The 24,990-nt window shown below is 38.8% G+C and carries 23 protein-coding genes and 2 tRNA genes; 7 read left to right on the top strand and 18 right to left on the bottom strand.

What is annotated here, in order from left to right; all coding sequences use genetic code 11:
- Window positions 1-15 precede the first annotated feature (15 nt).
- From nusA to rlmE, 9 genes are all read right to left on the bottom strand, one after another.
- Entirely contained in the window at window positions 16-1,530 is a 1,515-nt protein-coding gene (gene nusA, locus G468_RS0102885; RefSeq protein WP_026821827.1) for a transcription termination factor NusA, read from the bottom strand.
- A 23-nt stretch (window positions 1,531-1,553) separates the two neighbouring features.
- Window positions 1,554-2,006 (bottom strand): ribosome maturation factor RimP, encoded by a 453-nt coding sequence (gene rimP / locus G468_RS0102890; protein ID WP_026821828.1) that lies wholly within the window; start codon window positions 2,004-2,006, stop codon window positions 1,554-1,556.
- Window positions 2,007-2,196: 190 nt separating this feature from the next.
- Window positions 2,197-2,273 (bottom strand) — tRNA-Met (locus tag G468_RS0102895).
- A gap of 60 nt (window positions 2,274-2,333) precedes the next feature.
- Window positions 2,334-2,423, bottom strand: a tRNA-Leu gene (locus tag G468_RS0102900).
- A 56-nt stretch (window positions 2,424-2,479) separates the two neighbouring features.
- The gene (gene secG / locus G468_RS0102905) at window positions 2,480-2,818 is read right to left on the bottom strand and encodes a preprotein translocase subunit SecG (RefSeq protein ID WP_026821829.1); all 339 of its coding nucleotides are present in this window, start codon (window positions 2,816-2,818) and stop codon (window positions 2,480-2,482) included.
- A gap of 241 nt (window positions 2,819-3,059) precedes the next feature.
- Window positions 3,060-4,397, bottom strand: coding sequence for a phosphoglucosamine mutase (gene glmM / locus G468_RS0102910; RefSeq protein ID WP_026821830.1), 1,338 nt, complete (start codon window positions 4,395-4,397; stop codon window positions 3,060-3,062).
- Window positions 4,390-5,238 (bottom strand): dihydropteroate synthase, encoded by an 849-nt coding sequence (gene folP, locus G468_RS0102915; RefSeq protein ID WP_026821831.1) that lies wholly within the window; start codon window positions 5,236-5,238, stop codon window positions 4,390-4,392. The genes glmM and folP overlap by 8 nt, the downstream gene beginning before the upstream one ends.
- An 84-nt stretch (window positions 5,239-5,322) precedes the next feature.
- Window positions 5,323-7,269, bottom strand: coding sequence for an ATP-dependent zinc metalloprotease FtsH (gene ftsH / locus G468_RS19545; protein WP_246067318.1), 1,947 nt, complete (start codon window positions 7,267-7,269; stop codon window positions 5,323-5,325).
- A gap of 59 nt (window positions 7,270-7,328) precedes the next feature.
- The gene (gene rlmE, locus G468_RS0102925; RefSeq protein ID WP_026821832.1) at window positions 7,329-7,958 is read right to left on the bottom strand and encodes a 23S rRNA (uridine(2552)-2'-O)-methyltransferase RlmE; all 630 of its coding nucleotides are present in this window, start codon (window positions 7,956-7,958) and stop codon (window positions 7,329-7,331) included.
- Window positions 7,959-8,092: 134 nt separating this feature from the next.
- On the opposite strand from rlmE, the gene yhbY reads away from it, so the two are divergent.
- Window positions 8,093-8,386, top strand: a complete 294-nt coding sequence (gene yhbY / locus G468_RS0102930; RefSeq protein WP_026821833.1) for a ribosome assembly RNA-binding protein YhbY — start codon at window positions 8,093-8,095, stop codon at window positions 8,384-8,386.
- Between the two features lie 119 nt (window positions 8,387-8,505).
- Here the strand turns inward: yhbY and greA are convergent, their stop codons facing one another.
- Window positions 8,506-8,982, bottom strand: a complete 477-nt coding sequence (greA, locus tag G468_RS0102935; protein ID WP_026821834.1) for a transcription elongation factor GreA — start codon at window positions 8,980-8,982, stop codon at window positions 8,506-8,508.
- A gap of 282 nt (window positions 8,983-9,264) precedes the next feature.
- Here greA and dacB point away from each other — a divergent pair, with 282 nt between their 5' ends.
- Window positions 9,265-10,695 (top strand): serine-type D-Ala-D-Ala carboxypeptidase, encoded by a 1,431-nt coding sequence (gene dacB, locus G468_RS0102940; RefSeq protein ID WP_034249240.1) that lies wholly within the window; start codon window positions 9,265-9,267, stop codon window positions 10,693-10,695.
- 50 nt (window positions 10,696-10,745) lie between these two features.
- Here the strand turns inward: dacB and cgtA are convergent, their stop codons facing one another.
- The 3 genes from cgtA to rplU form a co-directional block, all read right to left on the bottom strand.
- Window positions 10,746-11,912, bottom strand: a complete 1,167-nt coding sequence (gene cgtA, locus G468_RS0102945; protein ID WP_026821836.1) for an Obg family GTPase CgtA — start codon at window positions 11,910-11,912, stop codon at window positions 10,746-10,748.
- A 133-nt stretch (window positions 11,913-12,045) separates the two neighbouring features.
- On the bottom strand, window positions 12,046-12,303 hold the full coding sequence (gene rpmA, locus G468_RS0102950) for a 50S ribosomal protein L27 (RefSeq protein WP_026821837.1): 258 nt from the start codon (window positions 12,301-12,303) through the stop codon (window positions 12,046-12,048).
- Window positions 12,304-12,322: 19 nt separating this feature from the next.
- Window positions 12,323-12,631 (bottom strand): 50S ribosomal protein L21, encoded by a 309-nt coding sequence (gene rplU / locus G468_RS0102955; RefSeq protein WP_026821838.1) that lies wholly within the window; start codon window positions 12,629-12,631, stop codon window positions 12,323-12,325.
- 276 nt (window positions 12,632-12,907) lie between these two features.
- Between rplU and ispB the strand changes: the two genes are divergently transcribed.
- Window positions 12,908-13,879, top strand: coding sequence for an octaprenyl diphosphate synthase (gene ispB, locus G468_RS0102960; protein ID WP_026821839.1), 972 nt, complete (start codon window positions 12,908-12,910; stop codon window positions 13,877-13,879).
- Between the two features lie 20 nt (window positions 13,880-13,899).
- On the opposite strand, the gene G468_RS0102965 is transcribed toward ispB, so the two are convergent.
- Window positions 13,900-14,292: a DNA-binding protein gene (locus G468_RS0102965; protein WP_026821840.1), complete on the bottom strand. Its 393-nt coding sequence runs from the start codon at window positions 14,290-14,292 to the stop codon at window positions 13,900-13,902.
- Between the two features lie 570 nt (window positions 14,293-14,862).
- On the opposite strand from G468_RS0102965, the gene G468_RS0102975 reads away from it, so the two are divergent.
- Window positions 14,863-15,138, top strand: coding sequence for a helix-turn-helix domain-containing protein (locus G468_RS0102975; RefSeq protein ID WP_026821841.1), 276 nt, complete (start codon window positions 14,863-14,865; stop codon window positions 15,136-15,138).
- A gap of 58 nt (window positions 15,139-15,196) precedes the next feature.
- Here the strand turns inward: G468_RS0102975 and mdh are convergent, their stop codons facing one another.
- Entirely contained in the window at window positions 15,197-16,135 is a 939-nt protein-coding gene (gene mdh, locus G468_RS0102980) for a malate dehydrogenase (RefSeq protein WP_026821842.1), read from the bottom strand.
- Between the two features lie 416 nt (window positions 16,136-16,551).
- Here mdh and argR point away from each other — a divergent pair, with 416 nt between their 5' ends.
- From argR to ppa, 3 genes are all read left to right on the top strand, one after another.
- Window positions 16,552-17,022, top strand: coding sequence for a transcriptional regulator ArgR (gene argR, locus G468_RS0102985; RefSeq protein ID WP_026821843.1), 471 nt, complete (start codon window positions 16,552-16,554; stop codon window positions 17,020-17,022).
- A 168-nt stretch (window positions 17,023-17,190) separates the two neighbouring features.
- Window positions 17,191-18,204: a class 1 fructose-bisphosphatase gene (fbp, locus tag G468_RS0102990; RefSeq protein ID WP_026821844.1), complete on the top strand. Its 1,014-nt coding sequence runs from the start codon at window positions 17,191-17,193 to the stop codon at window positions 18,202-18,204.
- A gap of 148 nt (window positions 18,205-18,352) precedes the next feature.
- A complete protein-coding gene (gene ppa, locus G468_RS0102995) occupies window positions 18,353-18,883 on the top strand; it encodes an inorganic diphosphatase (RefSeq protein ID WP_026821845.1) in 531 nt (176 codons plus the stop codon).
- Between the two features lie 63 nt (window positions 18,884-18,946).
- Here ppa and G468_RS0103000 read toward each other — a convergent pair whose 3' ends face one another.
- The 3 genes from G468_RS0103000 to tamA are packed head-to-tail and all read right to left on the bottom strand — an operon-like array spanning window position 18,947 to window position 24,812.
- The gene (locus G468_RS0103000) at window positions 18,947-19,297 is read right to left on the bottom strand and encodes a gamma-glutamylcyclotransferase family protein (RefSeq protein WP_026821846.1); all 351 of its coding nucleotides are present in this window, start codon (window positions 19,295-19,297) and stop codon (window positions 18,947-18,949) included.
- Between the two features lie 2 nt (window positions 19,298-19,299).
- Complete coding sequence (gene tamB, locus G468_RS0103005; RefSeq protein ID WP_026821847.1) at window positions 19,300-23,073, bottom strand: autotransporter assembly complex protein TamB; 3,774 nt, start codon at window positions 23,071-23,073, stop codon at window positions 19,300-19,302.
- Complete coding sequence (gene tamA / locus G468_RS0103010) at window positions 23,070-24,812, bottom strand: autotransporter assembly complex protein TamA (protein WP_026821848.1); 1,743 nt, start codon at window positions 24,810-24,812, stop codon at window positions 23,070-23,072. Before tamA ends, tamB begins: the two co-directional genes overlap by 4 nt.
- Window positions 24,813-24,990: the final 178 nt, after the last annotated feature.

The raw sequence follows: 24,990 nt of genomic DNA on the forward strand, positions 1-24,990 counted from the left end.
CCTTCCTGCTACAAATTATTTTGGATCGTTGCCAAACCAGCAAATATTGCGCGCAGCCATAATAATTTCACCAGCCTGTTCATCATTCAGCCCTTCTTCAATATCTCTCAGATCGTCGATCCCCTGCTCGGCAAGATCTTCCAATGTACAAATACCATGAGCAGCTAGGTTCATTGCTAAAGCATGATTCATACCTGGTAGATTTAACAGATCCTCAGTTCGCTGATTATCCCCCATACTCTCTTTTTGAGCCAGTTCTAATGTCGTCAGCGCCGCTTTCGCTCTTTCACGCAAAACTTCAATCGTTGTCTCATCAAGACCTTCAATTTCTAATAGTTCGTTGATTGGTACATAAGCTAATTCTTCTAATGTAGAAAAACCTTCTTCAACGAGAGCAGTAGCGAATTCTTCATCAATATCAAGATGCTTCACAAAAGAATTAATAGATGCATGTGCCTCTGCTTGATGTTTAGCTTCAAGTTCTTCCGCAGTCATGACATTCAATTCCCATCTGTCATCTCCACGATGCTTTTTTAGTAACTGAGAAGCTAAGCGAACATTTTGCCCATTACGACCAATTGCCTGAGCCAAATTACTACTTTCAACGGCAACATCCATCGTACATTTATCTTCATCAACGACAATAGAAGCAACATCAGCTGGCGCCATCGCATTAATCACAAATTGTGCAGGATTATCATCCCACAAAACAATATCAATACGCTCACCGCCAAGTTCGCTTGATACTGCTTGCACCCTTGCGCCACGCATTCCAACACAAGCGCCTACTGGATCAATGCGTTTATCATTCGTTTTTACGGCAATTTTTGTCCGCGATCCTGGATCACGCGCAGCAGCTTTAATTTCAATAATTTCTTCACCAATTTCAGGTACTTCTATGCGAAATAATTCTACTAACATTTCAGGACGAGAACGGCTAACAAATAGCTGCGCCCCACGAGCTTCTGGACGTACATCATACAATACACCACGCACACGGTCACCTGGACGAAAGTTTTCACGTGGTAACATATCTTCTCGCAAAATTACCGCTTCAGCATTATTTCCTAAATCTAAGGTAATATTTTCACGATTTACTTTTTTTACCACTCCGGTAATGATTTCACCTTGCTGCTCACGAAATTGTTCGACCACCATCGCTCTTTCAGCTTCACGTACCTTTTGAACAATAACCTGTTTTGCAGTTTGAGTGGTAATGCGGTCAAACGTTACAGACTCTATTTGATCCTCTACATAATCGCCTAATTTAATCTCTGAGTCTTCAAATTTTGCCGCATCTAACGTAATTTCACGTGTTGGCTGCGTCACTTCTTCAACTACCAACCACCGCCGAAAGGTATCAAAATCTCCCGTTTTACGATCAATATTAACGCGAACATCAATCTCTTGTTCATATTTTTTCTTAGTAGCTGTTGCTAATGCGGTTTCAAGCGCCTCAAAGATTTTTTCGCGAGGAAGAGATTTTTCATTAGAAACCGCTTCCACAACAGCCAGAATTTCTTTATTCATCCTAGTTGCCTCATTGAACTTTATTAAAAGTGGGGTACCAGGTTAGCTTTCTGGATGTTTTTTAGTGCAAACACTTCGTCCTTGCCATCCACAGTAACCGTAATCATTTCGTCATTAACAGCCTTAATTATACCTTGCCATTTACGACGGTTCTGCATTGCTATTCTTAATATTAAATTCACTTCTTTACCAATAAAACGCTGATAGTGTGCAACAGTAAAGAGTGGACGCTCAAGCCCTGGTGAAGATATCTCCAGGTTATAGAGCACTGAGATCGGATCTTCAACATCCAGTACTGCGCTGACCTGGTGGCTAACATCGGCACAATCATCAACAGTAACACCATTTTCATTATCAATATAAACGCGTAATGTCGAAACACGTGCTCGAATAAATTCCAGCCCAACAAATTCAAAACCTAACGCTTCTACCGGCACTGAAATCATCGATGTTAATTTTTGCTCTAACGTGGACAAACCCCACCCCCAGACATAAAAAAAGGGCTAAAAGCCCAGTAATTCTGTTTTAAATAACAAAAAACCCCGAAAACCGGGGCTTTATGCAACTGGACCCTATACACTGCCAGTAGGTTTAACCCCTGACTCAGCACTCTTCCAAACGAAAATAATCCAATAAAACGCCTGAGATAGATCGCATGCTAAGACGTGGTTGCGGGAGCCGGATTTGAACCGACGACCTTCGGGTTATGAGCCCGACGAGCTACCAAGCTGCTCCATCCCGCGTTCGAAAAACTTTGCAAATTTTACGCTGATAATATGCGAAACGCAAGTTATCTTTTAAAATGGTGCCGAGGACGGGACTTGAACCCGTACGCCCGTTTTGTAGGCACTACCACCTCAAGGTAGCGTGTATACCAATTTCACCACCTCGGCACACCAGTAAGACAATTTTTTCACAAAACCGCCTCACTAAACGAACTGTTGTTTAATTAATGAGGGATATCACTTGTTGGTACTGCAGGGGCTGTAGGCACTCCAGCTGGTTTTTCAACTTTAACCGGTTCACCAATGTTTTCCCATTTGCTCCCAGTCACACTTTTATTGGAGGTCAAATTCCCTAAAATTAAACTGATAATAAAGAACAATGTTGCAAAGATAGCCGTCATCCGCGTCATAAAATTACCTGATCCTGATGAACCAAATAATGTTGCAGAAGCGCCTGCACCGAATGAAGCCCCCATATCAGCACCTTTCCCTTGTTGCAACATGACCATACCAATCAGCGCAATTGAGACTAATAAAAAGATAACCAAAAGGGTTATGTACATAGCTAACTACCTATTTGACAATAAAGTTTGGAAAAACCTATCTACTGCAGTTTGCTCCTTACGTCGTTACTTTAAGGAGCGGTTTTGAATACTAACTAAAGCTTAGCTGACAAGCAAGATTATTTTTATCTCATTGTCCTGTTTGTAGAAAAAAACAACAAAAATCGTTACCTGAAGACAACTGGTGAAAAATAACACAATACTTATACAACCATATGATTTTTTCTAAAAATATTATGATCTATTTTGCTTGCTTGACCACTTCAGCAATTCGATTAGCCATTGCAGTCACCTGTTTTTCATTCTCCCCTTCCACCATAATACGAATTAAAGGCTCGGTACCTGATTTACGCAATAGAACCCGCCCTCTACCTGCTAGGTCATTTTCCACTTGATTTACCACATTTAAAACATCTTCTGTAACCAATGGATTATGGGTACCGGAAAAACGCACATTTACCAATACCTGAGGCATCAATTTTACCTCTCGGCAAAGATCATAAAGGCTCGTCTTATTACGTATCATCGCACTTAGAACTTGTAAACCAGCGATGATACCATCACCTGTAGTTGTTTTATCTAACAAAATAATGTGGCCTGAATTTTCAGCACCAAGTCGCCATCCTTGTTCTTGTAATTTTTCCAGAACATAGCGATCGCCGACTTTTGCCCGGATAAAAGGTATATCCAACTGTTGCAAGGCTAATTCTAATCCCATATTACTCATTAAAGTGCCAACAACACCACCATGCAATTGACCTTGTCGAAGTGCATCCCGAGCAATAATATAAATAATTTGATCGCCATCTATCCTATTGCCCCGATGATCAACCATTATTAGCCGATCACCATCACCATCAAACGCAAGGCCAATATCTGCTTTTTCTGCTACAACATGTTTTTGCAGCAGCGCAACGTCAGTCGCCCCACAGTCCTGATTAATATTCAAACCGTTTGGTTCACAGCCAATTGTGACGACTTCAGCACCAAGCTCAGTTAAAACATTCGGTGCTATGTGATATGTTGCACCATTAGCACAATCTAAAACTATTTTTAATCCACTTAGACTTTGGTCACTGGGGAACGTCCCTTTGCAATACTCTATATAACGCCCGGCTGCATCAACAATACGACTCGCTCGTCCTAATTCGGCAGATTCTACACAAGTAAGCGGTTTCTCCATCTCAGCTTCTATTGCTTCTTCTACGTCATCAGGTAACTTAGTTCCATCAATCGAAAAGAATTTAATACCATTATCATAATAGGGGTTATGAGAAGCAGAAATGACTATACCCGCCTCAGCACGGTATGTGCGTGTTAAATAAGCAATTGCTGGCGTGGGCATAGGACCTGTAAATGCAGCAGATAATCCAGCTGCTGCAAGACCCGCTTCTAAAGATGACTCCAACATATAACCTGAAATGCGTGTATCTTTACCTATGATTATTTTACGAGAACCATGCCGCGCTAAAACTTTACCCGCTGCCCAACCCAATTTCAAAACAAAATCAGGGGTAATTGGGTTTTCTCCTACTTTGCCACGAATACCATCGGTGCCAAAATATTTGCGCTTACTCATAATCATCTGTTTCCTTTACTGAAAGGGTTGCTTGAACAATCTTCATAGCCTGTACAGTTTCTTTCACATCATGCGCACGAATAATCTGTGCTCCCTGCATAGCTGCGATAACAGCGCATGCGATACCGCCAATAAGCCGTTCCTCTAGTGGTACATCTAATAATTCACCGATCATAGTTTTACGCGACATACCAACTAGTAGCGGCACTCCTAGAGCATGAAATTCATTCAATTTTGCTAATAATTGATAATTATGCGCCAAATTTTTACCAAAACCGAAACCTGGATCAATAATCAAACGACTTTTCGCAATGCCCGCCGCTTCACAGCGGTCAATTTCATCGGATAAATACTGTTTTACTTCTGCAACCACATTTTTATAATCAGGTGTTTGTTGCATTGTCTTAGGTTGACCTAACATATGCATAATACAGATAGGTAACCCTGTTTCAGCTGCGGCTTCTAATGCACCCGGCTCATGTAACGACCGAACATCATTAATAATATGCGCACCTGCTCTGGCTGCCTCTGCCATGACAACAGCTTTAGATGTATCAACAGAAACCCAAACATCAAAACGTTCAGTTACGGCTTCAATTATTGGGATAACCCGGTCAAGTTCTTGCTGTAAACTAACTTCACTAGCACCCGGACGGGTCGATTCACCACCAATATCGATAATTGTCGCGCCATGGTCAACCATACTAGCTGCATGCTTGAGCGCATAGTCGTAACGATTGTATATACCACCATCAGAAAAAGAGTCTGGAGTAACATTTAATATTCCCATGACAATAGGACGATTAAGATCAAGCTCTATTTTTCGGGCAGTAATTTTCATAATCACCTTACTCAACCAAACAAAACCCCAGGCTATCCTGGGGTTTCAATTATTTATTCATTTCACATAGAGAAACAATGTGCATTAACGATTCTCTGTGTTACTACCATTATCATTTCCATCCACACTATCTTCACCCTGAGAGGCAGAAATATTCTTTTCTGACTCTCCTTGTGATGAGGATGTTGCAGTAGAATTACTACTATCATTATCATCCCAGCCAGCTGGTTTTCTGACTGGACGGCGGTTCATTAAATCATCAATTTGAGGTGCATCAATGGTTTCATATTTCATTAATGCATCCTTCATCGCATGCAGAATATCCATATGATCATTCAAAATCTGACGAGCTCGTTTATAATTACGATCAATAATTACCTTGATCTCTTCATCAATTGCTCGCGCAGTTTCGTCTGACATATGATTAGCTTTAGCAACCGAACGGCCTAGGAAAACCTCACCTTCTTCCTCGGCATAGAGCAATGGTCCTAATTTCTCAGAAAAACCCCATTGCGTTACCATGTTACGAGCAAGATTAGTTGCTACTTTAATATCGTTTGACGCGCCAGTAGATACCTTTTCTGAACCGTAAATAATTTCTTCCGCTAACCTACCACCATAAAGGGTAGAAATTTGACTTTCTAGCTTTTGCCGACTCGCACTAATTTGATCACCTTCTGGCAAGAAGAATGTAACACCTAACGCACGACCACGCGGGATAATTGTCACTTTGTGAACAGGATCATGCTCTGGAACAATACGTCCTATAATTGCATGACCGGCCTCATGATAAGCAGTAGATTCTTTTTGTTCTTCTGTCATGACCATAGAGCGACGTTCAGCACCCATCATGATCTTGTCTTTTGCCTTTTCGAATTCCACCATAGTGACAACACGCTTATTTCCGCGCGCCGCAAAAAGGGCGGCTTCATTAACTAAATTAGCTAAATCAGCACCAGAAAAACCAGGTGTACCTCGTGCCAATACTGAAGCATCAACACTAGGATCTAACGGTACACGGCGCATATGAACTTTCAAAATCTGTTCACGACCACGTACATCAGGTAGACCGACAACAACTTGCCGATCAAAACGTCCAGGACGCAATAATGCCGGATCTAACACATCGGGACGGTTGGTAGCAGCAATAACGATAATACCTTCATTACCTTCAAATCCATCCATCTCTACCAGCATTTGGTTAAGAGTCTGTTCACGTTCATCGTGTCCTCCACCCAAACCTGCACCACGTTGACGACCAACAGCATCTATTTCGTCAATAAAGATGATACAAGGCGCTGCTTTCTTGGCTTGCTCAAACATATCACGAACGCGAGAAGCACCAACACCAACGAACATTTCGACGAAATCTGAACCGGAGATAGTAAAAAAGGGTACCTTTGCTTCGCCAGCAATCGCTTTTGCCAATAAGGTTTTACCTGTTCCCGGTGGTCCTACCATCAAAATACCCTTAGGAATTTTACCACCTAATTTTTGAAAACGTCCAGGTTCACGCAGATATTCAACTAACTCACCCACTTCTTCTTTTGCTTCATCACAACCGGCAACATCAGCAAAAGTGGTTTTAATTTGATCTTCTGTCAGCATGCGAGCCTTACTCTTACCAAAGGACATAGCACCTTTGCCACCTCCTCCCTGCATCTGACGCATAAAAAAGATCCAAACCCCAATCAGTAATAACATTGGGAACCAAGAAATGAAAATAGTTGCTAAGAAACTTTGCTCTTGAGGTGGTTCACCAATGACGGTGACATGCCTTTCAAGCAAAGTATCCAACAATCTTGGATCTTCTCTTACTGGAATATAAGTCGTATAACGACTGTTATCCGTTTTCTTAACACTAATTTCACGATCAGAAATCCGCACTTCACGTATCTGATCCTGAGTTAACTCATTCATAAAGGTAGAATAATCCACCCTGCGACTATTTGAATCGCTAGGACCAAAACTCTGGAATAGAGACATCAGGACTACCGCAATGACTACCCAGAGAATCAGGTTTTTCGCCATGTCACTCAAGGGATGAACCTCTTCATTACAACTATGTTAAATAAATAACGTACAGGGTACTATATTTTTCGTCCTGTCGCTACAATGTACACTTCACGTGAACGTGACCGCGAAGCATCTGGTTTACGAATTTTAACTTTCAAAAATAGAGAGCGAATTTCCCTCAGATATTCATCAAAGCCTTCTCCCTGAAATACTTTAACAATAAAACTTCCGCCGGTAGCCAGTACATCACGACACATATCCAATGCTAGCTCAACCAGATACATGGAGCGGGGAATATCGACTGCAGGTGTCCCACTCATATTGGGCGCCATATCCGACATAACAACCTGGACTTTTTTATCACCAACGCGTTCAAGCAATGCCTTTAATATCTGCTCATCTCGAAAATCTCCTTGCAAGAAATCAACACCAACGATGGGATCCATTAGTAATAAATCACATGCAATAAGCCGCCCCGTCAGGCCAACTTTACTTACTGCATATTGAGACCAACCTCCAGGCGCTGCACCTAAATCAACAACGGTCATACCAGGTTTAAATATTTTATCACTCTGCTGGATCTCATCCAATTTAAACCATGCACGTGAGCGAAACCCTTTTTTTTGTGCTTGAAGAACGTATTTATCGCTAAAATGTTCCTGCAGCCAACGACTAGAGCTTGCTGAACGCTTTTTATTAGCCATTGTTTTTCCAACTATACTTATAAAATAACATCTATCTTTGCCATTTTCGATATACCAAAATTATAGAATTTATGGTGATAACTAAAAGATGGCGGTAGAATGTACCGTTTTCAATCCCACTAAAGCAAAAAACAATGACTCTTAATAAAAAGCAAATACAATATCTAAAAAGCCTTGCTCATCATCTAAACCCTGTTGTAATGATAGGTAACAATGGTTTAACTGAAGGTGTTTTAGCTGAAATCGAACAATCCCTGTCATATCATGAACTTATCAAAATCAAAATAGCGAGTGAAGATCGAGATACCAAAAATTTGATAGCAAACGCTATTGTTAGAGAAACCGATGCTACCAATGTGCAAATTATTGGTAAAATCTTGATACTCTATCGTCCTTCTGATACACACAAGATCATTTTACCTAAATAAGTCTTTTACATTTATACAAAAATGCCATCTCATTTCAGGATAAAAAAGGCCATATTGGCCTCTTTTACTTTTATTTTAAAATTAACTCAAGAATATAACGCTTTAAGATAAAAGGAAAATCAAATATATTCCACTTTCAAAATTTCATATTCAACTTCACCGCCAGGGGTAGTGATGACTGCCACATCATCCATAGTCTTACCGATCAACCCTCGAGCTATTGGTGAATTAACAGAAATGAGATTTTCTTTGATATCAGCTTCATCATCACCCACAATACGATAAATCTGATCTTCATTTGTCGTTACATTGAATACCGTGACTGTCGCACCAAATATTACACGACCTTCATTTTTCATTTTTGTTACATCAATAACTTGCGCATGAGACAATTTAGCCTCAATTTCTTGGATACGCCCTTCGCAAAACCCTTGCTGCTCACGCGCTGCATGATATTCTGCATTTTCTTTCAAATCACCATGTTCACGAGCTTCTGCAATAGCAGCAATAATTTCAGGACGGCGGATATTCTTTAAAAATTCTAACTCTTTACGCAACTTTTCTGCGCCACGTACCGTCATTGGAATCTGTTTCATTAATAAATGCCTCTGATTCTTTCCTAAATAAAAAATTAAATATCTTCCTGATTTTTCTATCATTAAAGCAAATTAGCACTTCTGACAAAACAACATTCTAGGCAAACAAAAAAGGGTTAAACCTTGTTAACTATTAATTTGCAACTTTATTATTCTATCATTTAATTAACCATTCTAACTCACACTTAATGCTAGGTCACCGTTTACTTTTTTCTGCATTACACTTTAGTATGTGTATTATGTCTACTTTTATATACCGCACTTATGGCTTTTTTTAAAAAAATGGGAAGATCATATTGGTTATTTAACCTACTTTTCATATTCAATCAGGCGCTATCAGCACCAATTGAAACTTACATTAATTATCTGCCTGCAGGCACAAATCTCGCTTTTATCGCGCAAAAGGTGGGGAGTGATACTCCATTGATTGATTACCATAGCCAACAAATGGCTTTGCCTGCAAGTACTCAAAAAATTATTACCGCATTAGCCGCATTGCTTCAGTTAGGAAGCGATTATCAATTTGTCACCCATTTTGAAACTGAAGGAAAAATTATCGGTCATCGTTTAAAAGGTGATTTGGTTGTACGCTTCACGGGCGATCCAACCTTAACCCGCCAACAAATTCGCAGTATGGTAGCTGAATTAAAGCAGCTAGGCATTGAACAAGTTGATGGCGATTTAATTATTGATATATCAGTCTTCGCTGGCCAAGATAAGGCTCCTGGGTGGGTATGGAATGATATGACACAATGTTTTAGTGCGCCACCAAGCGCCGCTATTATCGATAAAAACTGTTTCTCAGTCACTTTACAAAGTGGCCAGAAACCTGGCGATATTGCTTATGTCCATACTGCCCCTTTTTATCCTATTAATATGTTCAGCCAAGTTATTACGCTCGCAAAAGGTTCTACTGATGCACGTTATTGTACATTAGATGTTATACCAGGAGAACTAAACCGTTATATACTAACTGGTTGCTTAATTCAACGCACTGAACCGTTACCATTAGCATTTGCCATTCAAAATGGCGCAAGCTATGCAGGAGCCATAATAAAAAATAGCCTGACAGATGCCAAGATAGCGATCACCGGGCATATTAAACGGCGCCACTTGCCTACCATGGCAGGAAATATTTTGGCCACAACAAAATCTAAGCCATTACATCATTTGCTAACAATAATGTTAAAAAAATCTGACAATATGATAGCTGATGCGATCTTTAGAACCATAGGCCGTGAATATTATGGTGTCCCGGGCACCTGGTCTTCTGGCTCCGATGCTATCCGCCAGATTTTAAAACAAAAAGCCAATATTAACTTAGCTAATACAATTATGGTAGATGGTTCAGGGCTATCTCGTCACAATTTAATTACACCAGCAGCTATGATGTCTATTTTGCAATATATTGCTAAACATGATGGTCAACTAAACTTTATTGCTATGTTACCCTTAGCTGGCCATGACGGCACGCTACGTTATCGTGGCGGCTTAGACAACGCCGGCGTTAATGGTAAGGTCTCAGCTAAAACCGGTGCTTTGCAAGGAGTATATAATCTCGTCGGCTTCATTACTACACAAAGTGGTCAACGTATCGCTTTCGTACAGTTTATTTCAGCTTATAGCTTACCACCTGCACAATATAATAGTCGCCGTATTCCACTTGTCCGTTTTGAGGGCCATCTCTACAAAGATCTTTATCGTAATAACTAAAAAAACAAAAGGGTATCTACTCGATACCCGCTAAAAATAATTCGTATTAATTAACGTTTATAAATGAAGTCGATTCCCTCTTCATCGTCTTCATCCCAATCGTCATCATCTATATCCGTTTTATTATCAAATAGTTGCTCTTTATGATAATCATCCCACATAAATTCAGCTTTATCTGCTCCGGTACTATTATCTTGCGATATATTTTGCGGATGGGCTTGCATAAATGTCATAATATCCCAACAAAGTGCTTTAACGCCTAGCTGATTTACCGCAGAAATCTGATAATACTTATCTTGCCATTTTAAAGTTTCAATAATAGCTTTTGCACGATCATTTGCCTCTTCAGTAGTCAAAAGATCAACTTTGTTAAACACTAACCACCGCGGTTTTTGAGATAACTTTTCACTATATTTTTCCAGTTCAGCATCAATTATTTTGACATTCTCAACCGGATCAGAACCATCAATAGGGCAAATATCAATAAGATGCAGAAGTATCGTGCAGCGTTCTAAATGCTTTAAGAAACGAATGCCAAGACCAGCACCTTCTGCTGCTCCCGCAATTAAACCGGGAATATCTGCAATAACAAAGCTTTGCTCACTATCCATACGTACTACACCCAAACTCGGTACCAAAGTAGTAAATGGATAATCAGCAACTTTAGGTTTTGCTGCAGAAACTGAGCGAATGAAAGTCGATTTACCTGCATTTGGCATACCTAGCATGCCTACATCAGCAAGTAACATCAATTCAAGTAGCAATTCTCTTGTTTCGCCTTTCGTTCCCATGGTTTTTTGACGGGGAGCACGGTTGACTGATGATTTAAATCGAGTATTCCCTAAACCATGAAATCCACCTTTCGCAACCATTAAACGCTGCCCGTGACGAGTCATATCACCCACGATTTCACTGGTTGAAAAATCACGTATCCGCGTGCCAATCGGGACTTTAATGGTGTTATCTTGACCACGTTTACCTGTACAATCACGACTTTGGCCATTCTGACCCCGTTCAGCTCGGAAGATGGTTTCAAACCGATAATCAATTAACGTATTAAGATTTTCATCAGCCAACAGATAAACATCTCCACCATCTCCTCCATCTCCACCATCAGGCCCGCCCTTAGGGATATATTTTTCACGGCGGAAGCTAACGCAGCCATTGCCACCATCGCCAGCTATAACTAATATTTTGGCTTCATCAACAAATTTCATTATCTTTTCTCCGCATACTAGACATTATACGCTAGATGGTAGTTTTACCCAGAGATGGTATCACATAAGGTAATATAAAAAGCCCTGCAAATTTGCAGGGCTTTTTTAAACTCTATTTAAAGATCAAAAAAACTTATTCAGCTTCGATACTGACATATTTACGATTTTTTGGTCCTTTAATTTCAAATTTAACTTTTCCGTCAGCCAATGCAAATAGGGTATGATCGCGACCACAACCAACATTACTACCAGCATGGAATTTAGTACCACGCTGACGAACAATAATGCTACCTGCTAACACAGACTCACCACCAAAACGTTTTACACCTAGGCGTTTTGCTTCGGAATCGCGACCATTACGCGTTGAGCCGCCAGCCTTTTTATGTGCCATTAATCTGCTCTCCTAATTCTTAAGCAATACCAGTGATCTTAACATCAGTAAACCACTGACGGTGGCCCTGTTGTTTACGGCTATGTTTACGGCGACGAAATTTAACAATTTTAATTTTCTCACCGCGACCATGCGCAATAACTTCAGCTTTAACTTTGATGCCTTCAACGACAGGAGCACCGATTTTAATATCATCACCGTCGGCGATCATCAATACTTGATCGAACTCAACAGTTTCACCTGTCGCAATGTCTAGCTTTTCCAGGCGAACTGTTTGGCCTTCGCTGACTCGGTGTTGTTTACCACCACTTTGGAAAACCGCGTACATATAAACTCCGCTTAACACACTCCCTTAGCATATTTGATTTCAGAGTGCATTTTATAAATATTCACAATAGGGCGCGAATTCTACGCAAAAAAGCATCAGAAGACAAGCCTAGAATTCAATCTAATAATAAAAAATCTACTTTATAAAGTGTATTTATTCCGTAGCCGTTCATTTGTAATTAATTTTACAGTACAATCTGTGACAGATTAACAGCACAAGACCACACGACTAAATATTATGTTTAGGTAAAATCAAATTGATAAAAGAATTTATAAAATGAATTTAGAATCAATTATCAATCTAACTGCAAAAGATATGGAAGCGGTTAATAAAGCAATCTTGAATCAATTGAATTCAGATGTCCACCTCATTAATCAACTAGGTCACTATATTATTAGTGGTGGCGGAAAAAAAATTCGGCCCATGATTGCTATTCTGGTTGGAAGAGCACTAGGTTATGAAGGAAAAAAGCATATTAATGTAGCAGCATTGATTGAATTTATTCATACCGCAACGTTACTACATGATGATGTTGTTGATGAGTCGACCCTGAGGCGCGGTAAAAAAACTGCAAATGCTGTTTTCGGTAATGCTGCCAGTGTATTAGTAGGAGACTTCATTTACACCCGCTCATTTCAAATGATGACAGAGCTTGATTCTATGCCTATTTTAAAACTGATGTCTGATGCAACAAATGTCATCGCAGAAGGTGAAGTTTCACAATTAATCAATTGTAATAATCCAGACATCACCGAAAGTACCTATATGCAAATAATATATAGTAAAACTGCACGCCTATTTGAAGCAGCGACACATGCATCAGCGATCGTATCAGGCGCTAATGAAACCCAGCAGCAAGCCTTGCGAGATTATGGTCGTTATCTTGGTACTGCCTTCCAACTGATTGATGATCTTTTGGATTATGACGCGGATAGTACTACTATTGGCAAAAATATCGGCGATGATTTAGATGAGGGAAAGTTAACACTACCTCTACTTCATGCAATGAAAAAAGGCACCGCAGAAGAATCCGCACTTATTCGTAACTCAATAGAAAAAGGTAATGGGCGCCATTTACTTAGTGCTATATTAATTACCATGAAACGCTGTGGCTCTCTTGAATATACCCGCGACCGAGCTAGAGAGGAAGCCGATAAAGCGATTAAAGCTCTCGATATCTTACCTGATACATCTTATAAAGATGCTCTGATCAGCTTGGCTTGCATTTCCGTTCAACGCCTCTCGTAATAAAACTTCTCTGGAACAGCTCATCCTGTTCCAGAGTGATCTTCTTCCACTAATATCACTTCACAACAATTGATATAACCAATTAACTTTTCCAATCCTTCCCGTAAAATAAATTTAATAATTTTTTCACGCTCTTTTTTTGTTAATTGTTTATAAGCTTCAACCCAAATTAAAAAAGCATCTTGTCGTTTCCCTTTGCCTCGATAATCAATAGAGTTATCATTTAGTGATAATACATTAAATACATCTTCAGGCAGACTACTAACATGATATTCAACAGCTTTGCCTTGGACTCCACGTTTTCGACGTTGCTCCCAACCTTCCCTGCGAGCCATTAGGTTGATACCTTGTGGTGATGAAGGCAAACCAACCAATCCAGCGAGTTCTTTCGCGGTATACCATTCTTTTTTCATAATTTTCTCGCATCACTTTTGGTATTAATACATAACCTAATTCTGCAAATCTAATCGTTAAAAATGGTGGCTTTCTTGATTATTTTTTTCTTTTTAAAACCCTCCAAATTTCTTAAACATAGAAAAATCATTGAATAAAATCGCAGGGGTATTTCTTTTTTTATGTTTTGCAAATATTGTTCTCCTTTTTACTATCATTATTAACTAATTTTTTTTCTATTAATATCGGACAAATTATTTTATAACTATTAATTCTAAGGAATTAATATGAATTAAAGATTTTTATTTTTGTCATTCTATTATACTGAATTAATATAACTAGAATTAATTATTTACACTCCTAATAAATTGAAGAAAACCTCACTATATTTCCTAAAATATCTGTAAAATTTCTCTATTTTTTGCAATCAAGTTCAAAAAAGAGATTTTTAAGAAAAAAATAAGAAACTATTAAAGAAAAAAAATGTTATTTTATTTCTAATAACAAGTTCTAGTTCGAAATACATGTGAGAACTATCTGTTATTTATACCACTAACACAGCAATATATTTAATAGAAAAAGGATTAAAAATGATTTCACAGAAATCTGATTGGCATCCTGCGGATATTATTGCAGCGCTAAGAAAACGCGGAACAACATTAGCAGCTATATCAAGACAGGCAGGTTTAAGCTCTTCTACCCTAGCCAATGCTTTATCTCGGCCCTGGCCAAAAGGAGAATGGATAATTGCAAACTTTTTAAACCTTCATCCCTCTGAAATATGGCCTAGCCGTTATTACGATTTCAATACAGGAGAATTATTAGAACGAAATATTCGTCAGCCTACTAATAAAAATAACGAATAAATTATAAAAAAACCGCAGACTCATATCTGCGGTTTATTATTTAATGAAGTTAATAATATTATTTATTAATAAAATCTTCGCCTAATTTAATATCTTTATTGAGTGTCTCTAACATATTTTCCAATTTATTTTTTTCATGTGTATTCATAATATTAATAGGTAATCTTTCTTCAATACCATTTTTACCTAAACGTATTGGCTGAGCAAAAAATCGCGCATATTCACCATCACTTTCTACATAAGCGCACTCAATTATATTTTCTTTACCATTTAATGCTTGAATTAATGATAAACCAAACCGTGCTGCTGCTTGTCCCATGGAAAGTGTCGCTGATCCGCCACCCGCTTTTGCTTCAACAACTTCAGTACCCGCATTTTGAATACGTTTAGTTAGCTCCTCGGCTTCCTGTTCAGTAAAGTTAACCGTTGGAATTTGAGAGAGTAACGGTAGAATCGTTACGCCTGAATGGCCTCCAATAACCGTCACTTCAATTTCTTGCGGTTTTTTACCTTTTAATTCAGCAACAAAAGTGTTAGAACGGATAATATCTAAGGTTGTTACCCCAAATAGTCGATTTCTATCATACACGCCAGCTTTTTTTAATACTTCTGCAGCTATCGGAACGGTGGTATTAACCGGATTAGTAATAATACCAATTAACGCCTTAGGACAGCTATGAGCCACTTTTTCTATCAGATTACGCACGATACCGGCATTGATATTAAACAAATCTGAGCGATCCATTCCCGGTTTCCTGGCAACACCTGCCGAAATTAATACTACATCGGCACCGTCAAGTGCAGGTGTCGGATCTTCACCAGCAAAGCCAATGACCTTTACATCTGTTGGAATATGGCTTAAGTCTTTAGCAACACCAGGAGTCACAGGAGCAATATCATAAAGTGAAAGCTCTGAGCCTGATGGAAGCTGGTTTTTAAGAAGAAGTGCAAGTGCTTGACCGATACCACCTGCTGCCCCAAGAATAGCTAATTTCATGCTGATACTCCTTTATATGATGACACTTCGAAATGGCTTAAAACTTTCAATCTATTACATACGTTATTCATATGGCAGTCTATTAATTACGACTAATTGTTGTTAATAGATGAGTCTTGTAAATTTTTTCTTTTATTTTAAATAAAATCTTTATCAACTAATGCGATAAGGAACACTTTTTTAATATTGCTTAGGTAGCAGCATAAGGTATAGACACAAGGTTTTTTTACAATTAACATTATTTTTTAAACAAAGATTTATCGTCAATTTCCACAAAGTAGACAAATAACTAACAAATAATTTTTATTATTGCTATTTTTATTATTTTCATAGCACTATAACTAGACTGCTTGTTGCATAAAAATTCACCTTTATACATAATATCGCTCTACTTAACGTCTTGAAAAAGGTGATTTATGTATGCTTCTTCTAAACAAGAAGATCTCGTGAAAGCTTTTAAAGCTCTGCTCAAAGAAGAAAAATTTAGTTCACAAAGTGAGATTGTTATAGCACTTCAAGAGCAAGGCTTTGAAAATATAAACCAATCAAAAATTTCTAGAATGCTGACTAAGTTTGGCGCGGTGCGTAACCGTAATGCTAAAATGGAAATGGTTTATTGCCTACCCGCTGAACTGGTAGTTCCTACAACAACTAGCCCGCTAAAAAATTTGGTATTAGATGTTAATTACAATGAATCAATTGTGGTTATTCGTACTAGTCCTGGCGCTGCGCAACTCATTGCTCGTTTATTGGATTCTTTAGGAACTTCAGAAGGAATTTTAGGTAGCATCGCTGGCGATGATACTATTTTTTCTACCCCAACTCTGGGATTTACCACCAAACGACTTTATGAAGCCATCTTAAATTTATTTGAACAAGAGTTATAAACGTCAAAGTTATCGCGCTGATTAGCGCGATAATATGAAATGAATTGCTATCTTAATTAACAAAAATAATCCAACTATTAATCTTGGCCTAATTTGGCTAAACTGCACGCACACAAGGAACACAATTCCTTAAAAAACTTCTATAAAATTTGACTCAGGACCTTGGTCATGAAAACATTAGACGAATTTATCGTTGAAAAACAACATGATTTTCCTCATGCTACTGGTGAACTTACTGCATTATTGTCAGCAATTAAATTAGGTGCAAAAATCATTCACCGCGATATTAACAAAGCCGGTTTGGTGGATATTTTAGGCGCAAGTGGTGCCTCTAATGTTCAAGGCGAAGTTCAAATGAAACTTGACCTATACGCGAATGAAAAATTAAAAGCTGCTTTGAAAGCAAGAGGAGAGGTTGCTGGTATCGCCTCTGAAGAAGAAGAAGAAGACGAAATTGTTATTTTTGATGGTGATCGAGCAGAAAATGCCAAGTATGTTGTGTTAATGGATCCTTTAGACGGTTCATCAAATATCGATGTAAATGTTTCCGTTGGAACTATTTTCTCTATTTATCGCCGTATTACACCGATTGGGCAACCGGTTACTAAAGTAGATTTTTTACAACCAGGCCATCAACAAGTCGCTGCCGGCTACGTTGTGTATGGCTCTTCAACCATGCTGGTATATACAACCGGTTATGGCGTGCATGCCTTTACCTATGATCCTTCTCTGGGCGTCTTCTGTCTATCTCACGAAAAAGTAATGTTTCCGACCCAAGGTAATATGTATTCAATCAATGAAGGAAATTATAGTAAATTTCCATTAGGGGTAAAAAAATATATAAAATATTGCCAGGAACAAGATCCCGCTACGTTTCGCCCTTATACCACCCGTTATATTGGCTCTCTGGTGGCAGATTTTCATCGAAATTTACTAAAAGGTGGTATTTATATTTATCCAAGTACCGCAAGCCATCCTAAAGGTAAATTACGTTTGCTATATGAATGTAATCCAATCGCTTTTTTAGCCGAACAGGCGGGAGGTAAAGCAAGCGATGGTACTAATCGGATTTTAGATATTGTTCCAGAACAACTGCATCAACGTGTACCTTTCTTCGTTGGAACAAAATCTATGGTAGAGAAAGCCGAAAGCTTTATGTTTGAGTTTTCAGTTAATGAATAACGCCCTATCAACCAATAAAGGCAATCGATCCGGCCTTTATTGTTAAGATTATTTTTATAATAAGATCCTATCTGATAGTGAGTTTTTCTTTCGTTTACGGCTATAATAGCCGCTACTCAATTTTAGTTTTAAATAAAGGACATTTTTTATGAGCCTAAATAACGTACCGGCGGGGAAAGAACTGCCTGAAGATATCTATGTCATTATAGAAATTCCAGCGAATGCTGATCCGATAAAATATGAAGTAGATAAAAATTCTGGCACCATCTTTGTCGATCGTTTTATGTCGACTGCTATGTTTTATCCCTGTAATTATGGTTATATCAATCATACTCTCTCACTAGATGGCGATCCGGTTGATGTTTTAGTTCCGACACCATATCCGCTACAACCAGGAGCAGTAATCCGTTGTCGCCCAATCGGTGTATTAAAAATGACCGATGAATCCGGTGAAGATGCAAAATTAGTTGCTGTGCCTCATTCTAAATTAACTAAAGAATATGATCATATTAAAGATATTAACGATTTACCTGAATTATTACGCGCGCAAATTAAACATTTCTTTGAACACTATAAAGATTTAGAACAAGGCAAATGGGTAAAAGTGGAAGGGTGGGAAAATGTTGATGCGGCAAAAGCCGAAATTCTTTCTTCTTTTGAACGCGCAGCTAAAAAATAACCATCATAGCGATTTAACCAGATCCCCTTTATTATCAATAAATGGGGATTTGGTTAGAAAAATTTATTTGCTTTTTCCATCACGTTTTAGCCAATCACCACTTTCAATTCGCCGTAAACCATCTACCGGAAGTTTATAAAGATAAATCCATGCATTACCATAAGGTGTAGATATCAACTCTCTTTCATAATCTTGGGAATTCCTTTTTAATTCATCAAGCTCAGTCAAAATCGATGGTGTAATACGATAAACTTCACATTCTATCGTCCCTTCACCACGTATTACTGCAGGGTAATAACCTAAGTCATAAATCTCATAACCTTCCAACCTATACTCTCCTAATAGCTGAGCATAGGTCATCCAATGATGATTTCCCTGTTTACGTCTTAAACTACCATAAACAATTATACGCATAATTAAAACTCAAACTGATAAAGCAAATCTAGTGCCTGATCAACACCAGACACAGCTTCTAGATACAATTTTGGCATCAAACGATAGCGTAGCGTTAATGTAGCAAGAGAATTAAATATTCCTACACCATATTTAACTTGCAAATCATTAGTTATCTTACCGCTCACTACAACTTGAGATTTGTCACCAACTCCCTGAGTATCTAATGCTAAGTCGGAAACACCAAATGTTTCACCAATACTTCCCAATAATTTTCCACTTTTGGAAACTCCCATACTAATCAGCAAAGCAGCCATATGGGTACTATCTGCACCACTACTATCTAACCCTTCACCTCTAAGCAAATAAGACAGCGCTTCTTCCTGCGATTTAACTGGCTCAGAGAAAATTGTTGCTTTTGGCTTATCAGCCAAGCCTGTAACTCTTACACCCGCAATCACATTATCATGGGTACTCTCTGGATTGCGGATCGCTTCTACATTTAAGAATGGCTGATCAACGGGGCCAGAAAATAAAATTTGTCCTTTACGTACAATAAGATCTTGCCCATATGCATGAAATCGCCCTTCAGGAATATTAATCTGGCCATTTAAACCCAATCCTTGTTTATCTTGGATAACTTTTAATATTCCTGTTAATCGAGCTTTTAAACCAAATGCATCCAAACGAACATCATTGCCAATTTTAATCTGTAGATTGGTTAAGATTGGTATTGATATACCTTTTTTCTCTATTGGCTGTAAATTTGCGTCTAACATCACTTCATCTGATGAAACGCCAACTGCTGATTCCGGCAATTCTTGTACCGTAATACGTGCCCAGGGAATATTTACATTACCATTGAGACTTAATAAATTAGGTGTAGCTTCAAAAACAATATCCGGCTCCACATCAATACGAACCATTGGCGGTAAGGTTATTCGCAGTTTGTTACCGGTGGCAGAAACTCTCGCTTGCCAAGCTTTAATATTAGGCCAATCCGCCTCTCCGGTTAACTTTAAATAACCTTCTGGTGTATTAATACGTCCTGTTAATTGAGAATGAGTTCCCATAAAATTCAGTTTGAGGAAAGCCTGATTGATATCAAATGGAAACCAGTGTCCTTTTGCTGCCACATTAGAAAGTGCCAAATCACCATTTAATAGTGGCTGCTTCATATTGCCAGCTAAACTTAAATTGGCATTCAAATTGCCATCTAAACTTTCACCTTTACTTAGCACTGGACGAATTAATGCTAATGTAATATTTTCAATATTAACCCTACCTGATAATTTACGACTTTGTTCCGGATCGTCAATCCGTATATTGCCTGAAAATTTACCATTATTGTTAATTTGTATTAACCACTGTAATGCCGCCTTACCATTACTGATGTCTGCATTTAATGTTAGCGTTTGAAATTCAACTGGTAACAATGATCCTTCAATTAATTGCTTAATTTTCACACTATTACCAAGCAAATTTACTTTTGCCTGGGGCGAACGACCATCCGCATACCAACTCACTTTGGCATCCCCATCAAAACTGCCGGTGAGCTGAGTTTCAGTGGGCAAAAAGGGTTTAAGCAGCGCTAAATCAAACTGCTGTAGTAGAATATCTGCATTACCTGATTTACCAATTTTAGCCGTTTTAGACAGACACAAACGCCCTTTAGCATTTAACCAGCAATGCGGGGACAGCGTGACTTCCTGTTGTTGATTAGCATACTCAATCACTACTGGCCGACTTAATTGCCATTCACCGATCGGTGTGTTAAATAATGTATTATCTAACACGCCTTGCCATAATCCTTTCTGTCGATCAAAACGGCCTTTCAGTATTAAATGACCTGAAATCGGTTTTCCATCGATATTCATTTTAACGCTATGCTGTTGTTCATTACCTTTAGCATCTAGGTTGAAATTGTGCACAACTAAATCGGCCTGTTTCAACTGATGAATAGCAACGGTTAACTGACCATGGATCTGTTTATCAGAACGGATATCACCTTGAATAATTGCTTTATCGATAGCTAAATCATTTTGCCATTTAACCTTGCGGGCTGCGAGATCAACCATTAATTGTGGTGACATTAAATCACCTCGTAATTTTAATTGTCCCTTTATGACACCCGCTAAACCAGGTAATACACCATCGAGACCAGGTGCATCAACTATTCCATCCAGTTGCCATTTGTCATTAACATGTCCATTAATAGCGAATTTATTGCGGCCGAGTAAAACATTGAACACCGGAATGTTCCATTGACCTGCGGCATTGCCGCTTATCTGTCCGCGGGTGCGTAATAAATTACCTTTTACATTACCATCCAAGCTAATTTCAGGGACTGTTAATTGCCAGCTACCCCCATGAACACTACCTGTCGTGACGATTTTACCCTGTAATTTAGCTGGCCATTGTGGCCACTGTTTTGCGGTATTAATATCAGATATAGTTAATAATCCATTCCAACTTATTGCTTTACGCCAATCAATAATACCGATTAATTCTGTTTTTCCCTGCAATGCATTCAATCGCAAACTCGTTAACCGAAACTGTTCTTCATTCCCTTTAGCATCAAGCGTTAATAAGGTCGGAGGCACATTCCGTCCATCAATATTGGTGCGCAATGACAGATCATAACCCATCACCTTACCATTCATACGTAAACGCAGATCTTTTAAACGATATTCTGGCGCGCCTTGCAGTGGCCAATTAAGTTGCTGACTTTCTAAGGTTAATTGAATTGGCAATCCTGCCTGTGATAAGGCTACTTCTGCGATCAAATTAGCCTTGATGGGGCCCGTTAAACTTAACATTAATTTAAGCTGTTGTAATAAAGCCCCTTTTAGTTTCAAATCAACTTGTTGGCCTTTAAGATCATCCAGATAAGATACAGCTTGAGCGGTTATATTGACCGGCCACTGCTGAGCCAAATTAGCATCACCGGTGAGAGTAATCTTGCCTTCAGGCGCCACAACAGCAAATTGCTTAATAGCTATCTGCTGATTTTGTACGTTAGCCATTAATGTTAAATTATCAATCACTACTTTAGTATCACCAGTTAAATGCCAGTTTATTCCTTGAATCTGCTCAATATTAATATCAATAGGCAACACGACTTCAGGTAATTTAGCCAATAAGGGCTTAGCAAACAGGGCTTTTAATGTTTCAGCCGGTGTTTTATCTGCTACCTCATTAGGGGTTTTTGTCACTATTTTTTCTGTCGCTTTATTTTCTGCCGCTGAGGTTTTTGGCAAATTAATTACTAATCCATTAATTGTCGTTGGTTTAATTGTCAATAGATTAGCTTGCCAATCCGCTGCCATGGTTAATTCAGCCAGTGAAACCTGGGTGTTATCAAGCTGGATGCTGATATTTTTTAGGATTAACTGATTTAAAAAAATAGGATAAGGCGTCGACAATTTAGTTAAAGGTTTTGAGCTGGCTTGCTCTTTGGCAGATGGAAAGGCTTTGCTATCAATCTTAACATTGACGCCTTCAGTTGAAATATTATTAACGCACAATTGAAAGCGTTTTAAACAGTTAACTTGGAGTGAAAGATTAAATTTATCAACATCAACATTAATACCCTTGGTTTGATAACGAACTCCTTGCAAATTCAAATCATTCCAGCCACCAGAAATGGTCGCAATTTCTAATCCTGGCAACCAACGTACCGCGGTGTTAAGGACAAAATGTAAGCCTGATTGCGTGGTAACTATCCAACCAATCATCGTTAATAATATTAATAACAAAAACAATAGAGCTAGACTAATACGTTTTATCCATTTCATAGCTCAGCACCTAACCCAATATAAAATTGTACTTTGCTATGATCAGGATCACCGACCGGCGCGGCAATATCCAGTTTAATTGGCCCAACAGGTGAAACCCAGCGAATACCAACACCAGCACCGACTTTAAAATCATTCTTATTAAAATCATTGACCGCCTCACCACCATCAACAAATATGGCACCCCACCAGTTGCCCGTCACATTATATTGATATTCCAGTGAGCCGACGGCTAATTTGGCAGCACCGGTCAATTTTCCTTGGCTATTGGTGGGGGAAATTTTTTGATAGCCATAACCTCTAATACTGCGATCACCACCAGCAAAAAAACGCAGATCGGGAGGGACTTTGTCAAATCGATTAGCTTCTATCCACCCCAGATGGCCTCTTACAACGAAACGATGCCCTTTCCAGGGTGTTCTTATCCACACATTTTGCGCTTGTAATACAATAAAATCGATATCTGAACCCCAGATAGTATTAGAAATATCAATAGTATATCGCTGGCTATCCCCCCAATAGGGCATAGCGCCACCTCGTTGTCGCATGCGGCTGAGACTGACGCCAGGATACAACAGCATAGTCGTATTGGTTACATTTGCCTGAGTAAAATGGCTGAGACTCCAGCGCAAATTAACACCATATTGCCAACCTTGATAATAATCCCAATTCCTTAATAAATTTAGGGTTGTCGTATCAGACTGAGTATCATTTAGGTCAGTACGTTTGAAGCCGGCCTGAACGGCATAATATTGTTCTAAGGGACTCTTTTTGAGTGGAATTTTATAGCTTGCATCAATAATTTGTTCAGGTTGCGAAAGACTAAGGCTGGAAGTAAAGCTCTGTCCTCTGGAATTAATCCAAGGTTTATTCCAAGTCGCTTTGACTCGAGGACCTACATCGGTGGAATAACCCCCACCTAATTCAACATGATTACGCGCACGGGGCGTTAATACTGCATCCATTGGCAGAATATGCGTGCCTTTCTCTCGTGCTTTATTAATATCAGGTGTAACAATGGCGGAATTGAACCAACCCGTATTGACTAACCGTTGATTGAATTCAGCTAATTGCTCAGAAGCGTAATAGTCTCCTTGTTTAAAAGGAACAATATTATTTAAATAATCTTCGCGAATTTGTGCGCCTTCATATTTGATAGCGCCGAAACGATAACGCTCACCACTATTGAAATCAAATATCCAGTAAGAAGCTCGATGAGCTAATGAGACACCTAACTGACTTTTTTCCATTTCTGCATCAAAATAACCTTTACGGACTGCCAAACGACTAAAGCCCTGTTTCAAATCTTCATAATCGCCATGATTAAGAATAATTCCTTTGGGGGGTGTATTGCGGGCTATCATTACCGCATAGTCTTTATCATATTTAGCCTCACCCTTTAGAGTTATCTTAACATCTGCAACATGAACAGGTTTTCCAGGATCAACTTTCGCTGTTAAAACAGGTCGAGACGGTGGTTGAAATTCTTGATAAGAAAATTCAATAGTGGGTTCATAATAACCTAACGGCCTTAATCCTAAACGAATTGCTTTATCAACCCTCACGCGAAAACGGCCATCAGTGGCAATTTCATCCTGAGTGATACTTGAGAGCTGAATACGAACGTTTTTTTCAAGTTCTCCTGTCAAACCCTCAACTTTTAAACGAAGATTGGCACCATTGGCAACAGGGACTACCATCGACATACAAAGAAAACAAAGCAAAGAATATCTTGGCACGCCAACTCCTAATGGAAAATAACGATAAAAACTCACTCATTTTGGTTAAATTAAACAAGATATACAAGATATTAATGATAAATAATGCAATCTTTCACTCTCTATTTTGGCGCAATTACGGTCGCTAATAGCATGGCTAAAACATTTTTAACTAATAGCACTATTGGTTATTTATTTT

The sequence above is a fragment of the Arsenophonus nasoniae DSM 15247 genome (assembly GCF_000429565.1).
Taxonomy (GTDB): Bacteria; Pseudomonadota; Gammaproteobacteria; order Enterobacterales; family Enterobacteriaceae; genus Arsenophonus; species Arsenophonus nasoniae.